Origin of the sequence: Scandinavium lactucae, assembly GCF_033843265.1 — a bacterium.
In the GTDB taxonomy this organism is placed as follows: Bacteria; Pseudomonadota; Gammaproteobacteria; order Enterobacterales; family Enterobacteriaceae; genus Scandinavium; species Scandinavium lactucae.
In genome coordinates, this window is sequence record NZ_JAWXRD010000002.1 from 465,558 (window position 1) to 492,161 (window position 26,604).

Here is a 26,604-nt window from a genome sequence, read left to right on the forward strand (position 1 = left end):
TCAAGGAACATGTAGTATGCGCAAAATCGCATTGTTACTTGCGATGCTGTTGATCCCGTGCGTTTCGTTTGCCGGTTTGCTTAGCAGTAATAGCTCGTCCACGCCGGTCAGCAAAGAATTTAAGCAGCAGTTAATGGGATCCCCGGTCTATATCCAGATCTTCAAAGAAGAGCGCACCCTTGATCTCTACGTGAAGATGGGTGAGACCTACCAGTTGCTCGACAGTTATAAAATTTGTAACTACTCCGGCGGTCTCGGTCCGAAACAGCGCCAGGGTGATTTCAAATCCCCGGAAGGGTTCTACAACGTTTCCCGCAGCCAGCTGAAACCGGATAGCCGTTTTTATAAAGCCATTAATATTGGTTTTCCGAACGACTACGACCGCGCGCACGGCTATGAAGGGAAGTATTTGATGATCCACGGGGCCTGCGTGTCGATTGGCTGCTATGCCATGACCGACTCCGGCATTGATGAGATTTTCCAGTTCGTGACCGGGGCGCTGGTGTTTGGCCAGTCAAGCGTGCAGGTCAGCATCTATCCATTCCGCATGACCGACGCCAATATGCAGCGCCACAAGTTCTCTTACTACAAAGATTTCTGGGCGCAGCTGAAGCCGGGTTACGACTACTTCGAGCAGACCCATAAACCGCCGATGGTGACGGTTCAGAGCGGACGCTACGTCGTCAGCAAGCCGCTGAGTCACGAAGTCCGCTCGCAGCTGGCGTCAAACTACGCGCTCCCCGAGACAAAATAATGCCCACTCGCCTGGCATAATCTTGTGCCAGGTTTCATTGCCGGTTAACGGCTGAGTAGCGATCACGGTGACCACATCGTTCGGGGTGGTTTCACTCTGAAAATCAATTTCCATGTCCTGGTCCAGCAGCTTTGCCACCCCAAACGGTGCCCGACGCGTTATCCAGTAGAGATGGGTTGAGCAGAACGCCATCACATACCGTCCGTCTGACAACAGCATGTTGAACACCCCTTTCTCCCGCAGCTCATCTGCCAGAGACGCGATGTATTTAAACACCCCATTCATATTGCCCGGCGTACGAGGATAGCGGCTGGTCAGCTTGTGCAGCAGCCAGCAAAAGGCTTTTTCGCTGTCGGTTTCGCCAACGGGACGGAACTGACCGGTTTCCAGCGACTTATAGCCGGTCAACTGCCCGTTATGGGCGTAGGTCCAGTTACGGCCCCACAGTTCGCGGGTAAACGGATGGGTATTTTCGAGCGCCACTTCGCCACGATTCGCCTGACGAATATGGGCAATGACCGAACAGGATTTGATCGGATAATCCTGCACCAGTTTGGCGATAGGTGACTGGAAGCTCGGTTGCGGATCCTTAAATGTGCGACAGCCTTTACCCTCGTAGAAGGTAATCCCCCAGCCATCTTTATGCGGCCCGGTGCCGCCCCCGCGCTGTACCAGCCCGGTAAAACTGAAGCAGATATCGGTTGGCACATTGGCGCTCATCCCGAGCAGTTCGCACATAGTTCACCTCTCTCGCTCTACATAATTCGAGTTGCAGGCAGGCGGCAAACCAGGGGATCCCCCAGAAGCTTACTTAAGTAAGTGACTGGGGTGAACTGGTGTAACCAACGTACCTGCAGCTTGAAGTATGACGAGCGTACACATAAAACGGGGGATCGTTGTGTCCCCCGCTAACACTTATGCTTTTACCATCTCTTTTTCAATCAGCATGATCAGGATGTGGATCACTTTGATGTGAATTTCCTGGATGCGATCGGCGTAGCCAAAGTGCGGCACGCGAATTTCCACGTCGGCAGAACCGTCCATTTTGCCGCCGTCTTTGCCGGTCAGGGTGATCACTTTCATGCCCTGCGCACGCGCCGCTTCAATGGCTTTAATCACGTTGCCTGAGTTACCGGAAGTGGAGATGCCCAACAGCACATCGCCCGCACGGCCAACGGACTCAACGTAACGAGAGAACACATATTCATAGCCAAAATCGTTGCTGACGCAGGAGAGATGGCTGACGTCAGAAATGGCAATCGCCGGGTAGCCCGGACGGTTTTCACGGTAGCGACCAGTCAGTTCTTCGGCGAAGTGCATCGCGTCACAGTGAGAGCCACCGTTGCCGCAGGAAAGCACTTTCCCGCCCGCTTTGAAGCTGTCAGCCAGCAGCACTGCCGCACGCTGGATAGCGTGAATGTTCGCTTCATCAGCGAGGAAATTGGTCAGCGTTTCAGCTGCTTCGTTCAGTTCGTTACGAATCAGATCCTGGTACATGAGGAGTGTCCTTCCGCTTAGATGTTTAACCCCAGCAGTGTAACGGATAGCGGATAAAGCGAGAAGCATTCACCTCAGTTATCCCCGCCGCTTTTGATTTTCCGTGCCCCCAAAAGCGGCAACAGTGTGAGCCAGGTTGTAATTATTTTGTAAACACATTGATAAAAGAAATCACATCCACTACAACCATATCATCACAAGTGGTCAGACCTCCTACAAGCAAGGGAGCATTTCTTTATGATGATTTTGAGTATTGTTGCAACCATCGTGTTACTCGGGGTGCTCTTCTATCACCGGGTTAACCTGCTGCTCAGCAGCCTTATCCTGCTGGTGTGGACCGGGGCGCTGGCGGCCGCTGGCCTGTGGAATATCTGGCTGCTGGTTCCGCTGGCGCTGATTCTGCTGCCGTTAAACCTGACACCAATGCGTAAGGCGATGATTTCTGCGCCGGTGTTCCGGACGTTCAGCAAAGTGATGCCGCCGATGTCGCGTACTGAAAAAGAAGCGATCGACGCGGGCACCACCTGGTGGGAAGGCGATCTGTTCCAGGGCAATCCTGACTGGAAAAAGCTGCACAACTATCCGCAGCCGCGCCTGACCCCGGAAGAACAGGCGTTTATTGACGGCCCGGTCGAAGAAGCGTGCCGCATGGCGAACGACTTCGAGATTACCCATGAATTGGCGGATCTACCGCCGGAACTGTGGGCCTATCTGAAAGAGCATCGCTTCTTCGCGATGATCATTAAGAAAGAGTACGGAGGCCTTGAGTTCTCTGCCTATGCCCAGTCTCGCGTGCTGCAAAAGCTGTCCGGTGTGTCGGGGATCCTGGCGATCACCGTTGGCGTACCGAACTCCCTCGGCCCAGGCGAACTGCTGCAACATTACGGCACCGACGAGCAGAAAAATCATTACCTGCCGCGTCTGGCACGCGGCCAGGAAATTCCATGCTTCGCCCTGACCAGCCCGGAAGCGGGCTCCGATGCGGGTGCTATCCCGGATACCGGCGTGGTGTGTATGGGTGAATGGCAGGGTGAGCAGGTTCTCGGCATGCGTCTGACCTGGAACAAACGCTATATCACCCTCGCGCCGATTGCGACCGTGCTCGGTCTGGCGTTTAAGCTCTCTGACCCGGACAAACTGCTGGGCGGCGACGAAGATTTAGGTATTACCTGTGCGCTGATCCCAACCGGTACGCCGGGGGTGGAAATTGGTCGTCGTCACTTCCCGCTGAACGTGCCGTTCCAGAACGGCCCGACCCGTGGTCAGGACATCTTTGTGCCGATCGATTTCATTATCGGTGGACCAAAAATGGCCGGTCAGGGCTGGCGTATGCTGGTGGAATGTCTGTCGGTGGGTCGCGGTATCACCCTGCCGTCTAACTCAACCGGCGGCGTGAAATCGGTGGCAATGGCAACGGGGGCCTATGCGCACATCCGCCGTCAGTTCAAAATCTCTATCGGTAAAATGGAAGGGATTGAAGAGCCGCTTGCACGTATTGCAGGCAACGCCTATGTGATGGACGCTGCGGCGTCGTTGATTACCTACGGCATTATGCTTGGTGAAAAACCGGCGGTGCTGTCGGCAATCGTGAAGTACCACTGTACCCATCGCGGTCAGCAGTCAATTATTGATGCGATGGATATTACCGGCGGGAAAGGCATCATGCTCGGCGAAGGTAACTTCCTGGCGCGTGCCTATCAGGGCGCACCGATTGCGATCACCGTCGAAGGCGCTAACATTCTGACCCGCAGCATGATGATCTTCGGTCAGGGCGCGATCCGCTGCCATCCGTACGTGCTGGAAGAGATGGCTGCGGCGCAGAATAAAGATTTGAACGCATTCGACCAGCTGCTGTTTAAACATATCGGCCACGTCGGCAGCAATAAAGTGCGCAGCTTCTGGCTGGGCCTGACACGCGGCCTGACCAGTAGCACGCCGACCCACGACGCTACCCGTCGTTACTACCAGCACCTGAACCGCCTGAGTGCCAACCTGGCGCTGCTGTCTGATGTCTCGATGGCGGTGCTGGGCGGTAGTCTGAAGCGTCGCGAACGCATCTCTGCCCGTCTGGGTGATGTGCTGAGCCAGCTGTATCTGGCCTCTGCGGTGCTGAAACGCTACGACGACGAAGGTCGTAACGAAGCGGATCTGCCGCTGGTTCACTGGGGGGTTCAGGATGCGCTGCATCAGGCTGAACAGGCGATGGACGACCTGCTGCGTAACTTCCCGAACGGGTTTGTCGCGGGCGTGATGCGCGTCGTTATCTTCCCGACCGGACGTCACTACACTGCCCCTTCGGACAAACTTGACCATGCCGTGGCGAAAATCCTGCAGGTGCCAAGTGCCACCCGCTCCCGGATCGGTCGCGGTCAGTATCTGACCCCGAGCGCCCACAACCCGGTGGGTCTGCTGGAAGAAGCGCTGATTGACGTGATGGCAGCCGATCCGATTCATCAGCGTATTTGCAAAGAATTGGGTAAAAACCTGCCATTCACCCGTCTCGATGAACTGGCGCGTAACGCGCTGGCTAAAGGACTTATCGACCAGGCTGATGCGGATGTGCTGATCAAAGCGGAAACCAGTCGTCTGCGCAGCATTAACGTTGACGACTTTGATGCCGACGCGCTGGCGACCAAGCCGGTAAAGCTGCCGGAGAAAGTGCGCAAGGTTGAAGCCGCGTAACGCTCGATTGTAGGCCGGGTAAGCGCAGCGCCACCCGGCAAACACACACCTTAAAAGCGGAGAATCTTCTCCGCTTTTTTTATTGAAATGCTGATAAGGTAGAGCAGTGACTCGTTAGCCTGTAATCGGGAGTTTATGACTGTGCCCAATTTGAAAGTAACATTGTTGCAACAACCCTTGGTGTGGATGGACGGCCCCGCCAACCTGCGTCATTTCGACAGACAACTGGAAGAGATTCAGGGGCGCGATGTGATTGTGCTGCCAGAGATGTTCACCACTGGTTTTGCGATGGAAGCGGCGGTCCGGTCACTGCCGGAAGACGATGTCATCAGCTGGATGCATGAAAAAGCACAGCAAACTAACGCCCTGGTGGCGGGCAGCGCCGCGCTGCAAACCGAGCGTGGTCCGGTGAACCGTTTCCTGCTGGTCGAGCCGGAAGGCACCGTGCATCGCTATGACAAACGCCATCTGTTCCGCATGGCCGATGAGCATCACCATTATCAAGCGGGCAACGAACGCGTAGTGTTTGAATGGCGCGGCTGGCGCATTTTGCCGCTGGTGTGTTACGACCTGCGTTTCCCGGTGTGGTCGCGCAACCGTAATGATTACGATCTGGTGTTGTACGTAGCCAACTGGCCTGCCCCGCGTTCCCTGCACTGGCAGGCACTGCTCACCGCGCGCGCCATTGAGAACCAGGCTTACGTTCTTGGCTGCAACCGCGTCGGCACCGACGGCAACGGCCATCACTATCGTGGCGATAGCCGGGTGATTAGCCCACAGGGTGAAATCATCGCCACCGCTGAACCACATCAGGCCACGCTGATTCATGCCGAGCTCTCGCTGACGGCGCTGACCGACTATCGCGAGAAATTCCCCGCCTGGCAGGATGCCGACACGTTTACGCTGTCTTGATTCTCTTTAGCCCTTCTTAGATAACAGAAGGGCTATTCGTCACGATCCCCGATACGTCGACCAGCCCCATGGGGCAATCAAAAACGGTAAGTGGTAGTGATCACCGCTGGCGGGCAGCGTTATATCAATTTGCGCACTCGGGTAGAGCGTTTCGCGCCCGGTGCGGGCGAACCATTCGCCGATTTCCGCCGTCAGCCGATAACGGCCTGGCGCGAGCTCTCCCTCGGCCATCGCACCGATGCGTCCATCGGCGTTGGTTGCCGCTTCTTTCAATAACGTCCAGCCGGTCGGCGTGTGCTTTTCGAGGCGGATCACTACCCCTGCCGCCGGTTTGCCGAGTGAAGTATCAAGAATATGGGTCGAAATATGGCTCATCGGGCGAACACTCCTTGCAGACGAAGCTGGGTGATTTGACGCAGTTGACGCAGCGCCTCCTGAATTTCGTCGGCGTCGCTGTTTTTCAGCCGCTGGTTAAGATTGGCGAGGATCTTTTCCCCACTGCGCCCTTTAGCGCGGATCAGGAATACTCGCCCAAATCGCGCCTCATAGTCTGCATTACCCTGCGCTAGCGCCTGACGCAGCGCGGCATCGTGGCCGTTGACCGACGCTTGTTCCTGACGCGAGAACGACGATTCGGCTGACAAGCCCTTAGGCTTATCGCCAATGCGCGGATGCGCCTGTAGGGCTGATTCCAGCTCCGACAACTGCCAGCGTTCACTGAGCGCAGCGGCCTTTTCCAGCAGCGCACCGAGGCTGACATAAGGTCGCCCAGCCACCAGCGATTGCTGCCATTCCGGCAACGCCACGCAGGCGGCGATCATCTCCTTGGCCTGTTCCACGCTGGCACTGTTGAAAGCCCGGAGCGCATCCGGGTGGGCCGTCTCCTGCACCGCCAGGCTGTAGGCCTGCAAGGCCAGCGCCACGTCAGTTTGTTCAACCGACTCTGCTGGATGATGACTGATCCCGCCCGCACAGCGCACAAACAGCATTGCCACCGGCCAGCGTTCTGCTAACGCCATTGAATCGTGCCCGGCCCCGCTCGGCAAACTCAGCGCCCTGCCCTGCACGGTTTCGCAGGCGTGAACCAGCGTGGCCTGTAACACCGGGTCGCACGGTGTGGCGGGGGTGGTATAGAAAATATCATGCGAGAACGTCAGGCCGCGGCGCTGAGCTATCTGTCGGGCTTTTTCCAGCAAGGTCGCCAGTAGCGCTTCGCGCATGTCGTCGGACGGACTGCGAATATCGAGGCTCAGCGTGACGCTGCCGGGAATCACGTTCACTGCACCGGGCTGGCAGTTCAGCGTGCCGACCGTCGCCACCAGGGTGGGGTCACTGGCCTGGGTGAGCTGTTCAATCGCTAGCATCCATTCGGCGGCTCCGGCCAGCGCATCCCGACGATGAGCCATCGGCACCGTTCCGGCGTGTCCGGCCTCGCCGTCAAAACGACAGTTCAGGCGGCGGGCACCGTTGATGGCAGTCACCACCCCGAGCGCTAAATCTTCGCCTTCCAGCACCGGGCCCTGCTCGATGTGCAGCTCCAGACTGGCGCTAAATTCTTCTGGTAAACGGGCGGCGTGCGCGATGCGTGCCGGATCTAATCCCGCATTGACCATCGCCTGCGCGACGCTGATGCCCTGCGCATCACAGCAGTCCAGCCACTCTGGCGGCCAGCTACCGGTCAGCCCCCGGCTGCCGAGCAGCGTGATGCCAAAGCGCGTGCCTTCTTCATCGCCAAACCCGACAATTTCAATGGCCTGCGCCAGACGCCGGTCATGGCGGTTCAGCCAGGCTACGATTTCAATCGCCGTCAGGACACCGAGCATTCCGTCATAGCGCCCGGCGTTGCGGACGGTATCCAGATGCGAGCCGAGCAACAGCGCAGCCGCGCCTTCCTGCTGCGCGTCGTAGCGCCCACAGATATTGCCCACCGCGTCCTGCCAGGCGATCATGCCCGCCTCGTTCATCCATTGCGCCACCAACGCGTTGGCCTGCAAATGTTCAGGCGAGAGGTAAACCCGGGTCAGTTCCCCGGTGGTTTCACTGATTTCTGCCAGTTGGTCGCTGCGTGCCATGACGCGGGCTGCCGCCAGACGTGCCTCTTCGGCACTCATTGGCATGATGTTCTGTGGCATGAATCACCCCTCGTAAGTGTCCCAGGCGGCCTGCATTGCCGCGCCCTGGGTGGTGGCAAAGCCCAGACGGTTCAATACCGCTTCCAGCGCGGTCAGGGTTTGCAAAACACAATCCTTCCGGGCGTTGTAGCCCATGGTGCCGATACGCCAGATTTTGCCCGCTAGCGGACCAAACGAGGTGCCGATTTCAATGTGGAAATCATTGAGCAGGCGCTGACGCACCTCCTCACCATGCACACCCGCCGGGATAACCACCCCGAGCACGTTATTCATTTTGTGGCGGATGTCGCCGAAGACTTCCAGGCCCATGCCCTGAATGCCATTCAGCATCGCGCGACCGTGCAGCTCGTGGCGAGCGATCAGGTTATCCATACCTTCCTCAAGCATGATGCGCGCACACTCGCGGGCGGCAAACAGCATGCTGGTGGCTTCGGTGTGATGGTTCAGACGCTCCGGCCCCCAGTAGTCCATGACCATCCCGAGATCGAAATAATTCGACCAGATCATCTCGTCTTCGCCATCCTGATGATCCCCGGTGCGGATCCCCTGCTCCACGCATTTACGCGCGCGGATCACCGCTTCCATTTCCGCACTGAGGGTAATCGGCGAGCTGCCGGACGGGCCGCCAAGGCATTTCTGTAGTCCGGCAGAGACCGCATCCAGCCCCCAGGCATCAGTTTCCAGCACATTGCCACCCAGTGACGCGGTGGCATCGGTATAAAACAGCACCCCGTGGCGGCGACAAATCTCGCCCCACTCCTGCAATGGTTGCAGCATCGTGGTCGAGGTATCGCCCTGCACCGTCAGCAGCAGGCGCGGCTTAACGCGCTTGATAGCATCCTCGATTTGCTGGGCGCTGAACACCTCGCCCCACGGGACATCTATGGTGTGAACGTCAGCCCGACAGCGTCGGGCAATTTCACACAGCAGGTGGCCGAAACGACCAAACACTGGCACCAGCACCTTATCGCCGGGACGAATGGCCGACAGCAGAATGGCTTCAATCCCGGCCCGGGAGGTGCCATCCACCAGCATGGTCCACTGATTTTCAGTGCGGAACACCCCGCGATACAGCGCCATCACTTCATTCATGTAGCCGGTCATTACCGGATCGTACTGGCCGATCAGTTGACTGGACATTGCCCGCAGCACTCGCGGATCGGCGTTGATTGGCCCCGGCCCCATCAACAAACGGTGCGGAGGGTTAATAGCGGAACAAGGCTGAACCTCGAACATGGACACATCCTTTGGTCTGGATACCGGTTATTGAAACGAATGATTCTTTTAATATCGTTTTTGCAACGAATGTGCCAGCCCGCACTTTCGCTTTTCATCGAACGATTACGGATAATTCGCCCATCGTTGATTCAAAACGGAACCCTGCGCGGGTGCATTTGCACCATCGCAGGGCATCAGCGCTGTTCCAGTTCGTCCAGAGTGTGATAGAGGTCGGCGATGTGGTGAATACGCTGGCGACCTTCGCTGAGCGTGCTGTGCAGCAAGGCATTGGCTAACAAATTCACCAGGCTCATGGCGCTGCTGTAACTGTCGAACGCCGAAACGCTGTCCAGCGGAGTGGCAAAATGCCAGCGGCAGCGGGTGCGAATGCGGGTGGCCTGCGGCTCGCTTATCACCAACACCTGCGCCTGCTGGCTCTGCAACGCTTCAAGCAGCGGGCGAATCACGCGCGAACGGCGGCGAAACGCCACCACGATAACCAAATCTTCCGGGGTGATATCGACCACTTCTTCCGCCAGCGTCTGGCCCGGCTGCGGCATCAGCCAGACGTTGCCGCGACTTTGCATCAACTGCTGGCGCAGGTGCAACGCCACCGGGGCGCTGTTACGCAGGCCGACGATAAACACCCGTCTGGCGCTTGCCAGCGCGGCGATCACCTCATCAAACAGGCTGGCATCCAGAGCGTTAACCCACTGCATCAGATTAGCCATTTCCTGTTTATAATGACGCGCCAGCAGGGTGTTGCCCTGCACCGCATCGCGTTCACCGGTCAGCGGCATCCCGCTCTGGCGCAGGGTTCGCAGCTCGTCGCGCATGTCTTTGAAGCGCTCATAGCCCAGATGGCGGAACAGACGGCTGACGGTAGCCTTCGAGACCCCACTCAGCCGCGCCAGTTCGGCGCTGTTGTAGCTCACCAGATCGTCAAAATGATCCATGATGAACGACGCGACGCGCTGTTCCTGCGGTGACAATTCGTTAAAGCACGCCCTCAGGCGCTCATCGAGCTGCTGCATACCCTCTCCTGCAACTTTTGTTTCATCCTAAGCTGACACACGCCAACGCCGGGCGTCAATCTGGAACGTTTTTTGCCTGATAACACCGAAGACCTTCCACGGAGCAAAAATCATGCAAAGTAATCTGGCCCCGGGTGCCATGGCGGTTACCCCTCATCATCTCGCCAGCGAATCGGCGCTTTCGGTCCTGCGCCACGGTGGGGATGCCATCGAAGCGATGGTCGCGGCGGCGGCCACCATTGCCGTGGTCTATCCGCACATGAACGGCATCGGCGGGGACGGGTTCTGGCTGATTGTGCCGCCGACCGGCGAGCCGATTGCCATTGACGCCAGCGGGGCCGCAGGGGCATTAGCGACGCTGGAATATTACGCCGGACATGCTGCCATTCCGCATCGTGGTGCGAAAGCAGCGCTGACCGTGCCGGGCACAATCAGCGGTTGGGACGACGCGCTAAAAGTCTCCGCCAGCCTTGGCGGGGGACAGCTGCCCCTCTCCCGCCTGCTGGCCGACGCCATTCGTTACGCCGCCGATGGGATGCCCGTCACCCGCTCGCAGGCCAGCGCTACACAGGGCAAATACCATGAACTTTCCGGTGTGCCGGGCTTTGCCGGAACCTTTTTACAACGCGGCGAGGTGCCTACCGCAGGCAACCGTTTTTGTCAGCCGCGTCTGGCCCGCACCCTGACCAGGCTGGCCAATGACGGTCTCGACAGTTTTTATCGTGGTCCGCTGGCACAGCTGATGGCAGAAGAGTTTCAGGCGACCGGCTGCCCGCTGACCGGGCGGGATCTCGCCTGCCATCGCGCGCGGCGTCGCGTGCCGCTCAAACTTAGCCACCAGCAGGGCGAGATTTTCAATATGACGCCGCCCACGCAGGGGCTGGTGTCGCTGGCGATCCTGGGCATTACCGACCATCTGCAGATGGCCAACGCCGATGAAGTGCAGACCATTCACCGCATCGTTGAGGCCACCAAACAGGCATTCAGCCTGCGCGATAAATACATCACCGATCCGCGCCACGTCACGCTCCCGGTCCAAAGCCTGTTGGAAAACGCACCGTTGCAGGAGATGGCCGCCAACATTGACGACCACCGCGCCGCGCCGTGGGGCAAAGGCAAAGGCCCGGGGGATACCGTCTGGCTGGGCGTTGTCGACGGCAACGGCCTGGCGGTGTCGTTCATCCAGAGCATTTATCACGAATTTGGCAGCGGCGTGGTGCTACCGGAAAGCGGCATTCTGCTGCAAAACCGCGGCGCGGCATTCCAGCTCGACCCGGATCACCTCCTGGCCCTGGCCCCTGGCAAACAGCCGTTCCATACCCTTAACCCGGCGGCGGCGCGGCTGAAAGATGGCCGGACCATGGTGTACGGCACCATGGGCGGGGACGGACAGCCGCAAACCCAGGCGGCGATTTTTACCCGCCATGTGATTCAGGGCATGCCGTTACAGGAGGCAGTTTGCGCCCCGCGCTGGCTGCTTGGCCGCACCTGGGGCCAGGCAACGGACTCCCTCAAACTCGAAGGCGGCTTCAGCGAAGCGACGTTTACGGCACTGCGCGAGTTAGGCCACGACGTGGAATGGTTGCCGGGAATGAGTGAAGCAATGGGTCATGCCGGGGCAATTGTGCGCCACCCTAACGGCATGCTGGAAGGGGCATTCGATCCACGCAGCAACGGCAGCGCAGCCGGATTTTAAGGAGCGATGATGAACGACACTGAATTTAACTGGCCGCAATACATTCACCTGATGGAACAGCTGCTGGCGGTTCCCCTTGATTCACCGCGCCGGGCCGAGCTGGCGATTCAGCTTGAGCGGATTGCGGCGATTGCTGAACCGCTAATGGCCTTCCCGTTACCGCACCGCCAGGAAGGTGCAGGAGTGTATCAGCTATGACATTGAGTATTCGGGACATTCAGCAGGGGTTACGCTACCGCCAGTTCAGCGCCGTCGAACTGGCGCAGCAGACGCTAGCCCGGATCGAGCGCGATAATCCGCAGGTAAATGCTTTCACCGAAGTGACGGCAGAGCGGATGCTGCGCGAAGCCGCTGACATGGATACACGTCTGAGCCGGGGCGAGGCGCTTCCGCCGCTGGCCGGGGTGCCGTTTGCGGTGAAAAACCTGTTTGATATCGCCGGTGTGACCACCCTTGCCGGGGCAAAACTGTTCAGCGACCAGCCTCCGGCAACCGACGATGCCTTTGCCGTCCGACGGTTAAAGCAGGCAGGCGCAATGTTGGCGGGAGCGCTGAATATGGATGCCTATGCCTATGGTTTCACCACCGAAAACAGCCACTACGGCGCGACACGTAATCCGCGAGATCTGCAACGCATTGCCGGTGGTTCATCCGGCGGGTCTGCCGCAGCGGTGGCGGCTAAGCTGGTGAATTTCACCCTCGGCACCGATACCAACGGATCGATTCGCGTTCCCGCCTCGCTGTGCGGCGTACTGGGCCTGAAACCGACCTTTGGTCGCCTGTCGCGATCCGGCAGCCATCCGTTTGTCGCCAGCCTCGATCATATCGGCCCGCTGGCGCGCTTTACCGACGATTTAGCGCGGGTTTACGATGCGCTACAGGGGCATGACGAGGATGATAAGTGGCAGGCTTCCCGCGAGGAATCGCGGGTTTCTGACACCTTTTCGCAAACCACCCGGCTGCGCTGTGCGGTGCTCGGGGGATGGTTTGATGAATGGAGCGATGGCGATGCCCACGAGGCGGTCGCCCGTGTGGCACGTGCACTCGGGGCCACGGACAGCCTCGACCTGCCGGAAGTGGCGCTTGCCCGTTCGGCAGCATTTTTACTGTCGGCGGCAGAAGGTGGCAATCACTATTTGCCCACGCTGCGCAGTGAGCCGGAACGGTTTGAACCCCATTCTCGCGAGCGTTTATTGGCGGGGGCGATGACGCCGTCGGCGTGGTACACCCAGGCGCAGCGATTTCGGGCCTGGTTTCGCGACCGGACGCTACCGCTGTTTAACGATTTTGATCTGCTGCTGGCTCCGGCCACGCCGTGCAGTGCCACGCGCATTGGCGACACCACGATGCACATTAACGGGATGGATTTACCGACCAAAGCCAGCATGGGGATGCTGACGCAGCCGATTTCGTTTCTCGGCCTGCCGGTCGTGACCGTGCCGCTCAAAACCCTCAGCGGCCTGCCGATTGGGGTGCAAATTATCGGCGCGCCGTGGCAGGAAGCGCAGTGTTTACAGGCCGCCTGGCAGCTGGAGCAGGCCGGTATTCTTTATCAGCAGGAAGACGTATGAATCCGCAACACATTGACAAGCCTTCGGTGCTGGAAGCCGTCACCGCCGCGTTTTATCTCTATGAAAAAGCGTTAATCAGTAACGACATTACCGTGCTGGATGAACTGTTCTGGGAGGATGCGCGCACGGTGCGCTTCGGAGCAACGGAAAATCTGTATGGCATCGCGCAGATCCGCGATTTCCGCAACGCGCGCCCGTCACAAGGGCTGGAACGCCTGCTGCGCCATACGGTGATCACCGCCTACGGCGAGGAGATGGCGGTGGCAAGCACCGAATTTACCCGTGAAAATAGCGAGCGCGTGGGCCGCCAGATGCAAACCTGGGTGAAATTTCCCTGCGGCTGGCGCATCGTGGCGGCCCATGTCAGTTTGATGGCATGAGCGAGTCGTTGCTCCCCTCACCCCACCGACGGGGCGAGGGGGAACGAATAAGGATGGTGCTTAACCCAGTGGCGGGCGATATCCTCTCGGCGACATATCCAGACATCGTCATGGCTTTGCACGTAGTCGAGAAAACGCTGCAATGCCCGGAAGCGTCCCGGACGGCCTAACAGGCGGCAGTGCATGCCTATCGACATCATTTTCGGCGCGGTTTCCCCTTCTTCATATAGCACGTCAAAGCTGTCCTTCAGATAGGTATAAAACTGCTCGGCGGTGTTAAACCCCTGGGCGGTGGCGAAGCGCATGTCGTTTGCATCCAGAGTGTAGGGCACAATCAGATGTGGTTTGCTGTCAACGGTGGTCCAGAACGGTAGGTCGTCGCCGTAGTAGTCGCTGTCGTAGAGAAAATCGCCCTGCTCCACCACCAGCTGGCGGGTGTTGGGGCTGTCGCGGCCGGTGTACCAGCCGAGCGGTTTTTTGTCGAACAACGCTTCAAGGATTTCAATCGCCTGCTGCATATGCTGGCGTTCGGTCTGCATGTCGATATTCTGATAGTGGATCCAGCGCCAGCCGTGACTGACCACGTCGTAATCTGCGGCTTTGATAGCCTCGACGATCGCCGGGTTTCGCGCCAGGGCCATCGCCACGCCAAACACCGTCAGCGGTAAGCCACGTTTTTGAAATTCCTGATGAATACGCCAGAATCCGGCGCGAGAACCGTATTCGTACAGTGAGTCCATCGACATGTGCCGTTCGGGAAAACTGGGCGCGCCGATGATGTCGGACAGAAACTGCTCCGAGCCGCTGTCGCCGTGCAGTACATGGTTTTCGCCACCCTCTTCAAAGTTGAGTACAAACTGGACGGCGAGGCGGGCCCCGCCCGGCCACTGCGCATGAGGCGGTTGTCCAGCGTAGCCCGCCATATCCCGTGGGTAGTTTTCACTAAAATGCCAGACGCGCTTATCCATTGCTGATTGCATACTGATTCGACCTCTTTATCAGATGGCCGCCGTCGTCAGCTCAGCATTTCGAAGCCTCCGCTCAGCGGCTTTTTATTAGGGTACGCGAGGTCGCCGTGTTTGCTGGTGCCAAGCCCGAGAGCCACCAACGATTCGACCATTTTCACTGCCGCAGTGACGCCATCAATCACCGGGATCCCCAGTTCCTGCGTCAGTTCCCGGGCCAGGTTCGCCATGCCGCCGCAGCCGAGCACAATCGCCCCACTGCCGTCTTCTCGTTTTGCCTGCAAACAGCGCTCGCGTACCTTCATCTGAGCAAGACCCGTGCCATCTTCCAGCGCGAGCACCGGGAGGTCGATGGCGTGCAGCGCCGCACAGTGATGTTCGAAGCCGTATTGCTGCAATAAGTGACGAGCGATAATTACCGTCCGCGGTAAGGTGGTAACGATGGAAAAGCGCGTGGCCACCAGCGTCGCCATGTGCATGGCGGCCTCGGCAATCCCCACCACCGGCCCGCTGGCCAGTTCACGCCCCGCCAGTAACCCCGGATCGCCGAAGCAAGCAATCACGTGCCCCTGCGCGCCCTGCTCTTTGCCGCGTTTGATTTGCTCCAATACGCCAATCGCCGCAATCGCTTCATCATAATGACCCTCAATGGATTCGACGCCCTGCGTCGGGCAGGTCGCCAGAATGGTGGTTCCGGGGGCCGCGACGCTGCGTGCCGCCTCGCCGATGGTGTGGGTCATGGCGAGACTGGTATTGGGATTAATCACCTGAATCAACTGTGGCATGTTGCTGCTTCCTCTTCACGGTTAGCCCTGCCGGGTAGCACCACGTCCGGGCAGTAAAATAATTACCTGCACTGTAATAATGCACACTCTGCATCAATAGCGCCTGATTTGCGCGAATTATCGCCCCGAAAAGCCATTTGTTTCTTGATAACTGAATCTGGCCCGATTCATGCAACGAAAGTTGCAGACATTCCGTCAGTATCTGTTTTTTAAAGGAGCAGATTTCATGCCAAACCCGAAACCCGAGTACAAATCGAGCTACAGCCCAAGACTGACCAATAACGATCTGGCTCCCACGCGCCAGCAAAGCTGGTCGTGGTACAATATTTTTTCGTTCTGGATGTCCGATGTACATAGCATGGGCGGCTACGTGGTGGCCGCCAGCTTCTTTACCCTCGGCTTGGCCAGCTGGCAGGTACTGCTCTGTCTTCTGGCGGGGATTTGTATTGTTCAACTGTGCGCCAACCTGGTGGCAAAACCGAGTCAGATGGCCGGTGTGCCGTATGCGGTCATTAGCCGCCAGGCCTTTGGCGTGTTCGGAGCGAACATTCCGGCGGTGATCCGCGGCCTGATCGCTTTTGCGTGGTATGGCATCCAGACTTATCTGGCGGCAAATGCGCTGATGCTGGTCGGGCTTAAATTCTGGCCTTCCCTCGCCTCGCTGACCACCGCCCATTTCCTCGGCCTGTCGCATCTGGGCTGGATCTGTTTTGGTATTATGTGGGTGCTGCAGGCGCTGGTGTTCTGGCACGGCATGAGCGCGATTAAACGCTTTATTGATATCGCGGGCCCGGCGGTTTACATCGTGATGATGGCGCTGGCGGGCTGGATTTTGTATCAGACCGGCTTTGACGGGATTTCGTTTACCCTCGCCAGCAAACAGCTTAGCGCCGGGGAGCAAACCTGGCAGATGATCACCGCTACCGCGTTGGTGGTGTCCTATTTCTCAGGACCGCTGCTCAACTTTGGCGACTTCTCACGCTACGGTAAAAGTATGCAGGAAATTCGCCGGGGCAACCGCTGGGGGCTGCCGTTTAACTTTCTGCTGTTCTCTATTGTGACGGTAATTATCGTTTCCGGCTCGCAGTCACTGTTTGGCCGCATGATAACCGATCCGATTGAAACCGTGAGTCATGTGGGCAATAGCGTGGCAATGGCGATTGGCCTGCTGACGATGATCACCGCCACTATCGGGATCAATATCGTCGCTAACTTCGTCTCCCCGGCGTTTGATTTCTCTAACTGTTCGCCGCAGAAAATCAGCTTCCGCACCGGGGGCATGATTGCCGCCGTTGGCTCCGTGCTGCTGACGCCGTGGAACCTGTTTCAGTCCCCGGAGTTGATTCACTATACCCTCGACGTGCTGGGCTCGTTTATCGGCCCGCTGTTCGGCATTCTGCTGGCCGATTTTTATCTGATAAAACGTGGCACCGTGGTGGTCGACGATCTGTTTACCCTCTCTCCAACCGGACGCTACTGGTACAAAAAAGGCTTTAACCCGAAAGCCATTGGCGCATTGCTGCCGTCGGTGGCGGTGTGTCTGGTCATAAGCTTTATTCCGGCACTGCACGAAGTGGCTAACTTCAGCTGGTTTATTGGCGCGTTCCTCAGTGCCGGGTGCTATCGCTGGATTGCCCGTCACGAGCGGGAAGGCGTGAATGACACCTTCACCAACGTGGAGACTGCCAAGGAGTAATGCAACGAAGGCCTGAATCTTCACCGGTTCAGGCCTCTCCCGCCAAATACAGACCGGGATAAATAGGGTAGGATCGCCCTATCACCGTCGGGTTAAAAACAAGGAGTGCTATGACCATCCAACACATCTCTCCGGCCGAGGCTAAAGTCCTGCTGGCTCAGGGTGCCGCCCTGATAGACATTCGCGAACCAGATGAATACGCCCGCGAAAATATTGCCGAAGCTCACCTCCTCTCCCTTTCCGCTATCGAAAACGGGGATCGACTGGGGCCGTTCGAAGCCTATGACACGGTGATCTTTTATTGCCAGTCAGGGACGCGCAGCTCGATGAATGCCCATAAACTGGCAGAGGCCGTGGCACCTGCCAAGGTGATGCTGCTGGAAGGTGGACTGAACGCGTGGAAGAAAAGCGGGCAACAGAGCGTGGCCGATAAATCCCAACCGTTGCCGATTATGCGGCAGGTACAGATCGTCGCGGGCTCGCTGATTCTGGCGGGCGTTGTGCTGGGTTATGCGGTGCATCCGGCGTTCTTTTTACTGGCAGGATTTGTTGGCGCGGGTCTGTTATTCGCGGGAGTGAGTGGTTTTTGCGGAATGGCACGCCTGCTGGCGGTGATGCCGTGGAATCGGCGATAGCATCGGTATTCCCTGTTTGACAGGGAATTTACTGCCGCCTAAAACGACGAAAGCCTGAATCATTGCTGATTCAGGCATTCTGAATAGTGGCGGAACGGACGGGACTCGAACCCGCGACCCCCTGCGTGACAGGCAGGTATTCTAACCGACTGAACTACCGCTCCACTGTTCCCTTGGGAACGAGGCGAATATTACGGATTAGCCTTTCTTCCGTCAACGCTTTTTCTTAGGTTTTGAATCGTTTGCTGCAAAAATCGCCCACATGCTGATTTTCAGCGCACTTTTATTCTCTTCAGGCGCGCCAGAGACAGCTTCCGCCTTTCTTTTGCACCAGATCGAGCCGCGTTTCATGGGCCGTCAGCTCTTCATCACTGGCGGAAATCACGCGTAATTGACCGCCAGCACGCACAATGCGCTGAATTCCAGTATCACCGGCACGCTGGTTGCTGTCGCCTTCCATCGCGAATTTCATGGTGGTTTGCCCGCCGGTCATCAGCAGGTACACGTCAGCCAGGATTTGGCTATCGAGTAATGCGCCGTGCAACGTACGCTTGCTGTTGTCTATCTCATAGCGCGAGCATAACGCATCGAGGCTGTTACGCTTGCCGGGGAACATTTTACGCGCCAGCGCCAGGCTATCGGTCACTTTGCAGAAGGTGCTCGTTTTGGCGATTCCGCGATTGAGCTTGGCAAACTCGTAGTCCATAAAGCCGATATCGAACGATGCGTTATGAATAACGAGTTCAGCGCCCTTGATGTAGTCGATAAACTCATCGGCAACGTCGGCAAAGGTCGGTTTGTCGAGCAGGAATTCATCGGCAATCCCGTGAACGCCGAAGGCTTCAGGGTCCACCAGACGGTCAGGCTTGAGATAAACGTGGAAGTTATTACCCGTCAGACGCCGGTTGATCACCTCGACCGCCCCGATCTCGATGATCTTATGTCCCTCGTAATGCGCACCAATCTGGTTCATACCGGTGGTTTCAGTATCGAGGACTATCTGTCGGGTAATTGCAGTGCTCATGTCGCTCATTTATGTCAGACTTACCGTTTACATATCGAATTCAATTACAGGAAGTCTACCAGAGATGCTTAAACAGGTAGAAATTTTCACCGACGGTTCTTGCCTCGGTAACCCAGGACCCGGCGGCTATGGCGCGATTTTACGCTATCGTCAGACCGAAAAAACCTTTAACGAAGGCTACTACCTGACCACCAACAACCGCATGGAGTTGATGGCCGCCATCGTGGCGCTGGAAGCACTGAAGGAACATTGTGAAGTGGTGCTCAGTACTGATAGCCAGTATGTCCGTCAGGGCATCACCCAGTGGATCCATAACTGGAAAAAACGCGGCTGGAAAACGGCAGACAAAAAGCCGGTGAAGAATGTCGACCTGTGGCAGCGTCTCGACGCTGCTCTTGGTCAGCATAAAATTCAGTGGGAATGGGTCAAAGGGCACGCCGGTCATCCGGAGAACGAACGCTGCGATGAACTGGCCCGTGCCGCTGCAATGAGCCCGACGCAGGCAGATACCGGCTACAAACCGGAAAGTTAATCCTGCGGTTTACGATATTGACGGGTGGCTCCCACCGCATGGCGCAATGGGTTTTTGGCTTTGCTTTGCCGCATCGGATTGAGCGTTAACGGCACCGTTCTTTTCCGGGCAACAATCACCTGCAAACAGCCGAGGGCGGGCAAATGAGTACTCAGAACTCGCCCGCCCTGTCGCGACCAGGGCAGCACCTGGATCCGGCTCTGGTGCATCACTTCAAAATTGAGCAGCCCCAGCCAGTCGAGCTGGCGCATCAGGCTGAACATCCGGCTATTATAAGGCATGCGGTTGCGCAGAATCGGCACCATTTTGCGTAATCCCATTAGGCTCAGCGGGTTGAACGCAGTCAAAATCAGCCAGCCATCGTCGATTAGCACGCGATCGGCCTCACGCAGTAAGCGGTGAGGATCCTGACACCAGGGCAAGGTGTGCGCCAACAGGCAGGCATCTACCGATTTTTCGGCAAAGGGTAAGTGCAGCGGATCGGCCATCACCTGCATGGGGTCACCTCCCAGTGAGACGTTGACCTGGTGGGAGATAGCGCACGCATCGGTATTGATTTCCGCGCTCAAGTTGCCAATCTTAAGCAGATGAAAGCCATAAAGTTTTGCCATCCACGGCTTTAACTGTTGTTCCAACGCTTCACGATAGTATTCGCCCCAGGGCATTTCTGCCCAGTGGCCTGGCACCGTAACTGTCAGAGGTATCCTTGCCGGTTTCATCACAACCTTCCGCGACATTATGAGAGGTATTTTATGAATCTTATCAGTATTCCCGCGTTTCAGGACAACTACATCTGGGTTCTGAGTCAGGGTGACGGTCAGTGTTTGATTGTCGACCCGGGCGAAGCGGCACCGGTTCTCGCGGCAATCGATAAAAATCAGTGGACCCCGCAGGCCATTTTACTGACGCACCATCATCACGATCACGTTGGCGGCGTGAAAGAACTTACGCAAAAATTTCCGGGCCTAGTGGTGTATGGCCCGGAGGAAACACAAGATAAAGGGGCCACCCATATCGTCAAAGAAGGTGATATCGTCGATGTTTTGGGATGCGAATTTTCTGTAATTGCAACGCCGGGTCACACCCTCGGCCACATATGTTTCTTTAGCGATCCTTATCTGTTTTCCGGCGATACGCTGTTCTCCGGCGGCTGTGGGCGTCTGTTTGAAGGCACATCAGCCCAGATGTATCAATCACTACAGAAAATAAACGCGCTTCCTGACCATAGCATCGTGTGTAGCGCCCATGAGTACACATTAGCAAATATGAAGTTTGCGATGAGCATTTTGCCCCAGGATCGGGCCGTAAATGAATACTATATAGAAGTTAAGGAGTTACGAGCAAAAAACCAAATAACACTACCCGTAATTCTGAAAAAAGAGCGTAAAATAAATGTATTTCTCCGCACTGATGACGTTGATTTAATTAAAGAAATTAACAAAGAAACAAATTTGCAACACGCTGAGCAACGATTTGCCTGGTTACGCTCAAAGAAAGATAACTTCTAAGTCACCAGGGTTGCCTTTTAAAATTTTCGCCGTTATGATTGCTCGTCTTTTAAGCAACTATTGACCACACACATGAAGGCACGAGCGATATTACTCGCCTCTGTCCTGCTAGTGGGTTGCCAGGCCAATCGAGATGGTAACGTACAACAGCACGCACAGAGCCTTTCTGCGGCTAGTCAAGGGGAAGCAGGAAAGTTTGCAAGCCAGGCGCGATGGATGGACGATGGGACATCCTATGCGCAGAATCAGGACTTGTGGGCTTTCATTGGCGACGAGCTAAAGATGGGAATTCCGGATAATGGCCGGATTCGCGAACAGAAACAGAAGTATTTACGCAATAAGAGCTATCTCCACGATGTAACTTTACGGGCAGAGCCGTATATGTACTGGATAGCAGGGCAAGTTAAGAAACGTAACATGCCTATGGAACTGGTACTACTACCCATAGTGGAGAGCGCTTTTGACCCCCATGCAACGTCTGGAGCCAATGCCGCAGGCATCTGGCAGATCATTCCGAGCACAGGGCGCAATTATGGTTTAAAACAGACCCGCGCATACGACGCGCGTCGTGATGTTGTTGCCTCTACCACGGCAGCACTCGACATGATGCAGCGTCTGAACAAGATGTTTGACGGCGACTGGTTGTTAACGGTCGCAGCGTACAACAGCGGCGAAGGTCGTGTTATGAAGGCAATTAAAGCGAATAAATCGCGAGGGAAACCTACCGATTTCTGGTCGCTTTCTTTGCCTCAGGAAACGAAGATTTACGTGCCTAAGATGCTGGCATTGAGCGATATTCTCAAGAACAGCAAACGCTATGGCGTTCAACTGCCGACGGCAGATGAAAGTCGTGCCCTGGCTCGTGTTCGTCTGGATAGCCCAGTCGACGTGAAGCAGGTGGCGGATATGGCCGGTATTTCAGTCACCAAGCTGAAGGCGTTTAATGCAGGCGTTAAGGGGTCTACCCTTGGAGCCAGCGGGCCAAAGTATGTCATGGTTCCGCAAAAGCATGCCGATCAGCTGCGTGAGTCCCTGGCCTCGGGTGAAATTGCCGCGGTGCAGCCGACTCGCTTAGCGAAAAACAGCGATAGCATTACTTATCGTGTTCGCAAAGGTGATTCGTTGTCGAGTATCGCGAAACGGCATGGGCTCAACATCAAAGATGTTGTGCGCTGGAACGACGGTACCGATAACCTGAAGCCGGGCGATCAACTGACGTTGTATGTTAAAAACAACGACAGACCCGATTCCTGATAACTCTGTTTAAAGAAAAAGGCACCGATTCCCTCGGTGCCTTTTTTATTTATGCCGCTTTATGTGCTTCGGCCATGATGGTATCGCTGGTAAACGATCCGTCAGCCTGTAACTCAAAATAGTCCTTCACTTCCAGGGAAGCGCTTTCCTGATACAACCGAATGGCAGTGCACAGCGCTTCTGGCGTACGCATCCGCGCAACCCAGGAACCGTATTCCAGCGGCAACCGATCGGTAATCAAACTGTCGGTAATCAGCCCGGCGTCATTGATCATCGAGAACCATTCGCCGCTTGAGTAATTTCGTACGTGCGAGGTATCGCGCAACGCTTCCACGGTCTGTAACCAGATATCCCGCAGCGGGTGGCCAGGGGACATAATATCCATAATAATAACGATGCCGCCCGGCTTCAGCACTCGTTTAATTTCCCGCATTGCCTGACCGACATCATGCCAATGATGAGCCGAATAGCGGCTGATGACTACGTCATAGGAGGCATCGTCAAAGGGCAAAATCTCAGCGTATCCCTGCGATGGTGTAATGTTGTTCAGCCCTCTATCAACGGCGGCCTGTTTCACCACATCAAGCATTTGTGCCGACAGATCGTAGGCAGTTACCTGTGCCACGTGGGCGGCGGCAACGAAGCTGGCATGCCCTGCCCCACAGCCCAAATCCAGCACCGTTGCCTGCGGAAAGGCGCTCAGCCGCTCTGCGAGGCGCTGCAAATCACGCCCGGTTGCGTGCACCGCACTGGTTAAATAGGCGCTTGCCTGGGAGCCAAACTGTTTATCGACGTTATTGTGGTGAGATTGTGTTGTCATTGTGCTGTCCTTCGGTTAGTTGAATGATAAAAGGGCAGCACCTTAGGTGCACAGGTCTGCCCCACGGCAGACCTGACTTACCTTTATCGCTCAGGTTTGCCGGGACTGAATTCCACTAGTAGTGGGTTGTGATCGGATGCGCGGGTGACCAGAACAGAGGCTTCGTGCACATTCAAACCACGGTAGAACACAAAATCGAGCGGGCGACCAAAGGCACGACGCCGTTGATCGTCGGTAAAGCGGACTTCACGCAGCGACATTTCACGCGCGAAGCGGTAAAGGGCATTCATTCGCGGACGGCTCCAGGCATTGAAATCGCCCGCCATGATAATAGGCCCGCTGTGATGCGCAATTTGATCGCCAATCGGCAGTAATTGTTTGCTGTAGACATCCACACCGAGGCTGAAATTGACCGCGTGGATATTTACAACCATCAGCAGACGCGCGTCCGGCAAGGGATAAACCGTCACCAGTGCCGATTTTGCCAGGCGCAAGATCGGTTCTCGCTCGCGTAACGGGCAACAATAGACGGGATGGGCCGAGGATAAGGTCATGACACCCGACGGGTGCTGTGGCAATAAAAAGGCAGGAACCTGATCGGCTGCCAGATAATGGGTGGTGGCAAAGCGCACCAGTTCGGGCGTCGTTTGCGCTTCCTGAAGTAAAACCAGATGCGCGTCTTTGCCGAAATTCTTCAGCACCGATAACCATTCGGCACGCTGCTGTTTGAAAATGTTCCACACCAGAACGCGAATTTTTGCTTCGCTACTCAATGGCTCCCCGGCGGGCAATGCCTGACCAATAGTTGCGAACGAACCGGGAGGTAAGATCCTCTCGGCCGGTTGTCCGGCAACATAGCGCATGGCATAGGTATTTTTTCGCACGGTAGATTTCTGACCTCAATAACAGAAAAACCACGCTGACATCACAGTGTGGTTCTTCTGTTATAGGGGCTATTGCTCACAGTTTCAACGCTATTTTTCAGAAAGATGCGTCTCATACTGTAAGCAAATAAGGACTCTGCCTTTAGCCAAGTGCAACTTGGGCTGGCTTATCAAGCCGCCCACGGCCCCCGATTAACAGGAAGGCAACCAGTAGGATCACCGTGCCGATCCAGGGGTCTGCGCCAGTGGCATAATTTATTCCATATCATCAGGATTAAGATGACATGCAGTATGCGCCAGTGTTTAAATAACAAAAAAGGTCAAAATCTCAATAGAATTTTGCAGGTGGAGCAACAATGAGAGCCACATCAGAAGAAATTGCCATCTTTATTGCCGTGGTCGAAAGCGGCAGCTTCAGCCGCGCCGCAGAGCTGCTCGGTCAGGCCAATTCGGCGGTCAGCCGGGCCGTTAAAAAACTCGAATCGAAGCTTGGTGTGAGTTTACTCAACCGTACCACGCGCCAGCTGAGCCTGACCGAAGAGGGTGAGCGCTATTTCCGCCGTATGCAGGGCGTATTGCAGGAGATGGCTGCGGCTGAAAACGAGTTGATGGAAACCCGCCATACGCCGCGCGGACTGCTGCGCATTGATGCGGCGACCCCGGTTATCCTGCATTATCTGCTGCCGCTGATTAAACCGTTTCGCGAGCGCTATCCAGAAATTACGTTGTCGCTGGTGTCGTCTGAAACGTTCATTAATCTCATTGAACGCAAGGTGGATGTGGCTATTCGGGTAGGTACGTTGACGGACTCCAGCCTGCGCGCTCGACCGTTGTTTGCCAGCTATCGCAAAATCATTGCTTCTCCGGAGTATGTTGAGCGCTTCGGAATGCCCGAAACCGTAGACGATCTAAAGCAGCATTTATGTCTTGGGTTTACAGAACCGGCGTCACTGAATATGTGGCCGTTAGCCTGCTGTGACGGACAACTGCATGAAGTGACATCGGGTATTTCATCGAACAGTGGCGAAACGCTGAAACAGCTCTGCCTAAGCGGGAATGGCATCGCCTGCCTGTCTGACTATATGGTGGATAAGGAGATTGCCAGAGGTGAGTTTGTCGAACTGCTGGCAGATAAACGACTGCCGGTAGAGATGCCTTTCAGCGCCGTGTATTACAGTGACCGGGCAGTCAGCACACGCATCAGAGCATTTATTGACTTCTTAAGTGATCACGAAACCCAGCGCAAAGCATTAAACGGGAGCGCGAGCGCCCCCGCGTTGAATTAATCCCAGTCTGGTGCCAGACCTTCCGGGCTGACCAAACGGTCGTTACATTCCAGAGCCGCAATCGCTGTGCGGTCAGCCTCATCCAGTGTAAGCGCCTGCGTCTGTAGATTGCTGGCCAGGTTTTCACGTTTTGTCGAGGATGGGATCACCGCATATCCTTCTCCCATCGCCCAGGCGAGAATAACCTGCGCTGGCGTGGCATTATGTTTCGCAGCAATTTTCGCTATAACCTCATCTTTTAACGCTTTGCCATAGGCTAACGTCATATAAGACGTGATATGGATACCGTGCTGTTTAGCCCATTCTACGACGCGGCGGTTTTGCAAATACGGTGAGAGTTCAATCTGATTGGTGGCAATATTCTCTGCCCCTACCGCGGCGATGGCTTTTTCCATCAGTGGGATAGTGAAGTTTGAAATCCCAATCTCACGCGTCAGCCCGCTATTTTTCGCTGCCAACAACGCCTGCATAAAATCTTCGACTGAAACGACATCATTCGGTGATGGCCAGTGAATCAGCGTTAAATCGACGTAGTCAGTCTGCAGCTTGTTCAGGCTCTCTTTCAGGCTGGGGATCAGCGCCTCTTTGCTCAGGTTTTCAATCCAAATTTTAGTCGTGATAAACAATTCACTGCGCGGCACGCCACTTTCAGCAATCGCCTGGCCCACAGCCGCCTCGTTATCGTAGATCTGAGCGGTGTCGATAGCACGATAGCCAAGCTCAAGTGCCGTCTTCACGGAAGTGATTACCACATCATCTTTCAGACGGAATGTACCTAAACCAAATGCAGGGATTGCCATAATTTCCTCTTTAATTACTTTATATGTGTATTTAGAGAATTATGACGAGTTGAAGGGAAGTGAAAAAGAGTCGAAAACGCAGAGGATTTTTGCGATATGAGCAATAATGTTTATTTTTTACATAAGAAAAAGCCCTGAGCAAATGCTCAGGGCTCTTAATAAGTGGCGGAACGGACGGGACTCGAACCCGCGACCCCCTGCGTGACAGGCAGGTATTCTAACCGACTGAACTACCGCTCCACCGAATTTCTCTACAACCACCGGTTTGATGCCCCGGTTTACTGCTTAATTTGATGCCTGGCAGTTCCCTACTCTCGCATGGGGAGACCCCACACTACCATCGGCGCTACGGCGTTTCACTTCTGAGTTCGGCATGGGGTCAGGTGGGACCACCGCGCTGTTGCCGCCAGGCAAATTCTGTTACCAAAATGCTCTCTGAGCACTCCGGTTAATCTGTTATCAAGCCAAAAATCGTGTCTCTCACCGCCAAAACAGCTTCGGCGTTGTAAGGTTAAGCCTCACGGTTCATTAGTACTGGT

The 26,604-nt window shown here is 56.1% G+C and carries 26 protein-coding genes, 2 tRNA genes, 1 rRNA gene and 1 pseudogene; 13 read left to right on the forward strand and 17 right to left on the reverse strand.

All coding sequences use genetic code 11. The features are described 5' to 3' along the window. Positions 1-16: 16 nt before the first annotated feature. Positions 17-754 (forward strand): peptidoglycan meso-diaminopimelic acid protein amidase, encoded by a 738-nt coding sequence (dpaA, locus tag SIK69_RS04160; protein ID WP_319626595.1) that lies wholly within the window; start codon positions 17-19, stop codon positions 752-754. Here the strand turns inward: dpaA and SIK69_RS04165 are convergent. Together SIK69_RS04165 and lpcA are read right to left on the reverse strand one after the other, a co-directional pair. After that, positions 725-1,492, reverse strand: a complete 768-nt coding sequence (locus tag SIK69_RS04165) for a class II glutamine amidotransferase (protein ID WP_319626594.1) — start codon at positions 1,490-1,492, stop codon at positions 725-727. The two genes, dpaA and SIK69_RS04165, sit on opposite strands and share 30 nt — an antisense overlap. A 177-nt stretch (positions 1,493-1,669) precedes the next feature. Continuing rightward, positions 1,670-2,251 (reverse strand): D-sedoheptulose 7-phosphate isomerase, encoded by a 582-nt coding sequence (lpcA, locus tag SIK69_RS04170; protein ID WP_319626593.1) that lies wholly within the window; start codon positions 2,249-2,251, stop codon positions 1,670-1,672. A 237-nt stretch (positions 2,252-2,488) separates the two neighbouring features. On the opposite strand from lpcA, the gene fadE reads away from it, so the two are divergent. Both fadE and SIK69_RS04180 read left to right on the forward strand, forming a co-directional pair. Then, on the forward strand, positions 2,489-4,933 hold the full coding sequence (gene fadE, locus SIK69_RS04175; RefSeq protein WP_319626592.1) for an acyl-CoA dehydrogenase FadE: 2,445 nt from the start codon (positions 2,489-2,491) through the stop codon (positions 4,931-4,933). Between the two features lie 141 nt (positions 4,934-5,074). Then, a complete protein-coding gene (locus SIK69_RS04180) occupies positions 5,075-5,845 on the forward strand; it encodes an amidohydrolase (RefSeq protein ID WP_319626967.1) in 771 nt (256 codons plus the stop codon). A 39-nt stretch (positions 5,846-5,884) separates the two neighbouring features. Here the strand turns inward: SIK69_RS04180 and uraH are convergent, their stop codons facing one another. From uraH to SIK69_RS04200, 5 genes and pseudogenes are all read right to left on the reverse strand, one after another. Then, positions 5,885-6,220 carry a hydroxyisourate hydrolase gene (gene uraH / locus SIK69_RS04185; protein WP_319785479.1) on the reverse strand — a complete coding sequence of 112 codons (336 nt, stop codon included), beginning with the start codon at positions 6,218-6,220 and terminating at the stop codon, positions 5,885-5,887. Then, positions 6,217-6,735 (reverse strand): 2-oxo-4-hydroxy-4-carboxy-5-ureidoimidazoline decarboxylase, encoded by a 519-nt coding sequence (gene uraD, locus SIK69_RS22920; protein ID WP_374941363.1) that lies wholly within the window; start codon positions 6,733-6,735, stop codon positions 6,217-6,219. Before uraD ends, uraH begins: the two co-directional genes overlap by 4 nt. Continuing rightward, positions 6,721-7,962, reverse strand: a pseudogene (gene hpxK / locus SIK69_RS04190) (allantoate amidohydrolase); the annotation flags it as partial. The gene uraD and the pseudogene hpxK, both read right to left, overlap by 15 nt. Before the next feature lie 18 nt (positions 7,963-7,980). Next, complete coding sequence (gene pucG / locus SIK69_RS04195) at positions 7,981-9,213, reverse strand: (S)-ureidoglycine--glyoxylate transaminase (RefSeq protein WP_319785480.1); 1,233 nt, start codon at positions 9,211-9,213, stop codon at positions 7,981-7,983. Between the two features lie 176 nt (positions 9,214-9,389). Beyond that, on the reverse strand, positions 9,390-10,229 hold the full coding sequence (locus SIK69_RS04200; protein ID WP_319785481.1) for a MurR/RpiR family transcriptional regulator: 840 nt from the start codon (positions 10,227-10,229) through the stop codon (positions 9,390-9,392). A gap of 109 nt (positions 10,230-10,338) precedes the next feature. On the opposite strand from SIK69_RS04200, the gene SIK69_RS04205 reads away from it, so the two are divergent. From SIK69_RS04205 to hpxZ, 4 genes are read left to right on the forward strand one after another with little or no spacing between them, the layout of a single operon-like run. Beyond that, positions 10,339-11,925: a gamma-glutamyltransferase family protein gene (locus SIK69_RS04205; protein WP_319785499.1), complete on the forward strand. Its 1,587-nt coding sequence runs from the start codon at positions 10,339-10,341 to the stop codon at positions 11,923-11,925. A gap of 9 nt (positions 11,926-11,934) precedes the next feature. Continuing rightward, positions 11,935-12,123 (forward strand): oxalurate catabolism protein HpxX, encoded by a 189-nt coding sequence (gene hpxX / locus SIK69_RS04210; protein WP_319626588.1) that lies wholly within the window; start codon positions 11,935-11,937, stop codon positions 12,121-12,123. Next, entirely contained in the window at positions 12,120-13,496 is a 1,377-nt protein-coding gene (locus tag SIK69_RS04215) for an AtzE family amidohydrolase (protein WP_319785482.1), read from the forward strand. Before hpxX ends, SIK69_RS04215 begins: the two co-directional genes overlap by 4 nt. Beyond that, complete coding sequence (gene hpxZ, locus SIK69_RS04220) at positions 13,493-13,876, forward strand: oxalurate catabolism protein HpxZ (protein ID WP_319785483.1); 384 nt, start codon at positions 13,493-13,495, stop codon at positions 13,874-13,876. The genes SIK69_RS04215 and hpxZ overlap by 4 nt, the downstream gene beginning before the upstream one ends. A gap of 17 nt (positions 13,877-13,893) precedes the next feature. On the opposite strand, the gene puuE is transcribed toward hpxZ, so the two are convergent. Together puuE and hpxA are read right to left on the reverse strand one after the other, a co-directional pair. Beyond that, positions 13,894-14,856, reverse strand: coding sequence for an allantoinase PuuE (gene puuE / locus SIK69_RS04225; RefSeq protein WP_319785484.1), 963 nt, complete (start codon positions 14,854-14,856; stop codon positions 13,894-13,896). A gap of 35 nt (positions 14,857-14,891) precedes the next feature. Further along, positions 14,892-15,626: an allantoin racemase gene (gene hpxA, locus SIK69_RS04230; RefSeq protein WP_319785485.1), complete on the reverse strand. Its 735-nt coding sequence runs from the start codon at positions 15,624-15,626 to the stop codon at positions 14,892-14,894. Between the two features lie 226 nt (positions 15,627-15,852). Here hpxA and SIK69_RS04235 point away from each other — a divergent pair, with 226 nt between their 5' ends. Together SIK69_RS04235 and SIK69_RS04240 are read left to right on the forward strand one after the other, a co-directional pair. Beyond that, entirely contained in the window at positions 15,853-17,322 is a 1,470-nt protein-coding gene (locus tag SIK69_RS04235; protein WP_319626583.1) for an NCS1 family nucleobase:cation symporter-1, read from the forward strand. A gap of 110 nt (positions 17,323-17,432) precedes the next feature. Next, positions 17,433-17,957 (forward strand): rhodanese family protein, encoded by a 525-nt coding sequence (locus SIK69_RS04240; RefSeq protein ID WP_319785486.1) that lies wholly within the window; start codon positions 17,433-17,435, stop codon positions 17,955-17,957. Positions 17,958-18,044: 87 nt separating this feature from the next. Here the strand turns inward: SIK69_RS04240 and SIK69_RS04245 are convergent. Together SIK69_RS04245 and dnaQ are read right to left on the reverse strand one after the other, a co-directional pair. Beyond that, a tRNA-Asp gene (locus SIK69_RS04245) sits at positions 18,045-18,121 on the reverse strand. Positions 18,122-18,249: 128 nt separating this feature from the next. Next, a complete protein-coding gene (gene dnaQ, locus SIK69_RS04250; protein WP_319785487.1) occupies positions 18,250-18,981 on the reverse strand; it encodes a DNA polymerase III subunit epsilon in 732 nt (243 codons plus the stop codon). A gap of 64 nt (positions 18,982-19,045) precedes the next feature. On the opposite strand from dnaQ, the gene rnhA reads away from it, so the two are divergent. Beyond that, positions 19,046-19,513, forward strand: coding sequence for a ribonuclease HI (gene rnhA / locus SIK69_RS04255; protein ID WP_319626580.1), 468 nt, complete (start codon positions 19,046-19,048; stop codon positions 19,511-19,513). Here the strand turns inward: rnhA and SIK69_RS04260 are convergent. Then, positions 19,510-20,232, reverse strand: a complete 723-nt coding sequence (locus SIK69_RS04260) for a class I SAM-dependent methyltransferase (protein ID WP_319626579.1) — start codon at positions 20,230-20,232, stop codon at positions 19,510-19,512. The two genes, rnhA and SIK69_RS04260, sit on opposite strands and share 4 nt — an antisense overlap. A 33-nt stretch (positions 20,233-20,265) precedes the next feature. Between SIK69_RS04260 and gloB the strand changes: the two genes are divergently transcribed. Together gloB and mltD are read left to right on the forward strand one after the other, a co-directional pair. After that, complete coding sequence (gloB, locus tag SIK69_RS04265; protein WP_319626578.1) at positions 20,266-21,021, forward strand: hydroxyacylglutathione hydrolase; 756 nt, start codon at positions 20,266-20,268, stop codon at positions 21,019-21,021. A gap of 72 nt (positions 21,022-21,093) precedes the next feature. Beyond that, positions 21,094-22,275, forward strand: a complete 1,182-nt coding sequence (mltD, locus tag SIK69_RS04270; protein WP_319626577.1) for a murein transglycosylase D — start codon at positions 21,094-21,096, stop codon at positions 22,273-22,275. Between the two features lie 49 nt (positions 22,276-22,324). On the opposite strand, the gene SIK69_RS04275 is transcribed toward mltD, so the two are convergent. Both SIK69_RS04275 and SIK69_RS04280 read right to left on the reverse strand, forming a co-directional pair. After that, positions 22,325-23,095, reverse strand: a complete 771-nt coding sequence (locus SIK69_RS04275) for a class I SAM-dependent methyltransferase (protein WP_319626576.1) — start codon at positions 23,093-23,095, stop codon at positions 22,325-22,327. An 83-nt stretch (positions 23,096-23,178) separates the two neighbouring features. Then, positions 23,179-23,979 carry an endonuclease/exonuclease/phosphatase family protein gene (locus SIK69_RS04280; RefSeq protein WP_319626575.1) on the reverse strand — a complete coding sequence of 267 codons (801 nt, stop codon included), beginning with the start codon at positions 23,977-23,979 and terminating at the stop codon, positions 23,179-23,181. A 356-nt stretch (positions 23,980-24,335) separates the two neighbouring features. Between SIK69_RS04280 and yafC the strand changes: the two genes are divergently transcribed. Next, the gene (yafC, locus tag SIK69_RS04290) at positions 24,336-25,265 is read left to right on the forward strand and encodes a DNA-binding transcriptional regulator YafC (RefSeq protein WP_319785488.1); all 930 of its coding nucleotides are present in this window, start codon (positions 24,336-24,338) and stop codon (positions 25,263-25,265) included. Here yafC and dkgB read toward each other — a convergent pair. From dkgB to rrf, 3 genes are all read right to left on the reverse strand, one after another. Next, complete coding sequence (gene dkgB, locus SIK69_RS04295; protein ID WP_319785489.1) at positions 25,262-26,065, reverse strand: 2,5-didehydrogluconate reductase DkgB; 804 nt, start codon at positions 26,063-26,065, stop codon at positions 25,262-25,264. The two genes, yafC and dkgB, sit on opposite strands and share 4 nt — an antisense overlap. A gap of 163 nt (positions 26,066-26,228) precedes the next feature. Continuing rightward, positions 26,229-26,305: transfer RNA gene (locus SIK69_RS04300), tRNA-Asp, on the reverse strand. 55 nt (positions 26,306-26,360) lie between these two features. Continuing rightward, positions 26,361-26,476 (reverse strand): 5S ribosomal RNA (gene rrf, locus SIK69_RS04305). Between the last annotated feature and the right edge of the window lie 128 nt (positions 26,477-26,604).

What these genes read in the sequence shown, in the direction of transcription:
- lpcA (WP_319626593.1), bottom strand. Translation starts at nt 2,251, where the DNA reads ATGTACCAGGATCTGATTCGTAACGAACTGAACGAAGCAGCTGAAACG.
- hpxZ (WP_319785483.1), top strand. Translation starts at nt 13,493, where the DNA reads ATGAATCCGCAACACATTGACAAGCCTTCGGTGCTGGAAGCCGTCACC.
- dpaA (WP_319626595.1), top strand. Translation starts at nt 17, where the DNA reads ATGCGCAAAATCGCATTGTTACTTGCGATGCTGTTGATCCCGTGCGTT.
- SIK69_RS04260 (WP_319626579.1), bottom strand. Translation starts at nt 20,232, where the DNA reads ATGAAACCGGCAAGGATACCTCTGACAGTTACGGTGCCAGGCCACTGG.
- SIK69_RS04215 (WP_319785482.1), top strand. Translation starts at nt 12,120, where the DNA reads ATGACATTGAGTATTCGGGACATTCAGCAGGGGTTACGCTACCGCCAG.
- dnaQ (WP_319785487.1), bottom strand. Translation starts at nt 18,981, where the DNA reads ATGAGCACTGCAATTACCCGACAGATAGTCCTCGATACTGAAACCACC.
- rnhA (WP_319626580.1), top strand. Translation starts at nt 19,046, where the DNA reads ATGCTTAAACAGGTAGAAATTTTCACCGACGGTTCTTGCCTCGGTAAC.
- fadE (WP_319626592.1), top strand. Translation starts at nt 2,489, where the DNA reads ATGATGATTTTGAGTATTGTTGCAACCATCGTGTTACTCGGGGTGCTC.
- SIK69_RS04200 (WP_319785481.1), bottom strand. Translation starts at nt 10,229, where the DNA reads ATGCAGCAGCTCGATGAGCGCCTGAGGGCGTGCTTTAACGAATTGTCA.
- mltD (WP_319626577.1), top strand. Translation starts at nt 21,094, where the DNA reads ATGAAGGCACGAGCGATATTACTCGCCTCTGTCCTGCTAGTGGGTTGC.
- gloB (WP_319626578.1), top strand. Translation starts at nt 20,266, where the DNA reads ATGAATCTTATCAGTATTCCCGCGTTTCAGGACAACTACATCTGGGTT.
- hpxX (WP_319626588.1), top strand. Translation starts at nt 11,935, where the DNA reads ATGAACGACACTGAATTTAACTGGCCGCAATACATTCACCTGATGGAA.
- SIK69_RS04165 (WP_319626594.1), bottom strand. Translation starts at nt 1,492, where the DNA reads ATGTGCGAACTGCTCGGGATGAGCGCCAATGTGCCAACCGATATCTGC.
- pucG (WP_319785480.1), bottom strand. Translation starts at nt 9,213, where the DNA reads ATGTTCGAGGTTCAGCCTTGTTCCGCTATTAACCCTCCGCACCGTTTG.
- SIK69_RS04275 (WP_319626576.1), bottom strand. Translation starts at nt 23,095, where the DNA reads ATGACAACACAATCTCACCACAATAACGTCGATAAACAGTTTGGCTCC.
- SIK69_RS04235 (WP_319626583.1), top strand. Translation starts at nt 15,853, where the DNA reads ATGCCAAACCCGAAACCCGAGTACAAATCGAGCTACAGCCCAAGACTG.
- yafC (WP_319785488.1), top strand. Translation starts at nt 24,336, where the DNA reads ATGAGAGCCACATCAGAAGAAATTGCCATCTTTATTGCCGTGGTCGAA.
- hpxA (WP_319785485.1), bottom strand. Translation starts at nt 15,626, where the DNA reads ATGCCACAGTTGATTCAGGTGATTAATCCCAATACCAGTCTCGCCATG.
- SIK69_RS04240 (WP_319785486.1), top strand. Translation starts at nt 17,433, where the DNA reads ATGACCATCCAACACATCTCTCCGGCCGAGGCTAAAGTCCTGCTGGCT.
- uraH (WP_319785479.1), bottom strand. Translation starts at nt 6,220, where the DNA reads ATGAGCCATATTTCGACCCATATTCTTGATACTTCACTCGGCAAACCG.
- puuE (WP_319785484.1), bottom strand. Translation starts at nt 14,856, where the DNA reads ATGCAATCAGCAATGGATAAGCGCGTCTGGCATTTTAGTGAAAACTAC.
- dkgB (WP_319785489.1), bottom strand. Translation starts at nt 26,065, where the DNA reads ATGGCAATCCCTGCATTTGGTTTAGGTACATTCCGTCTGAAAGATGAT.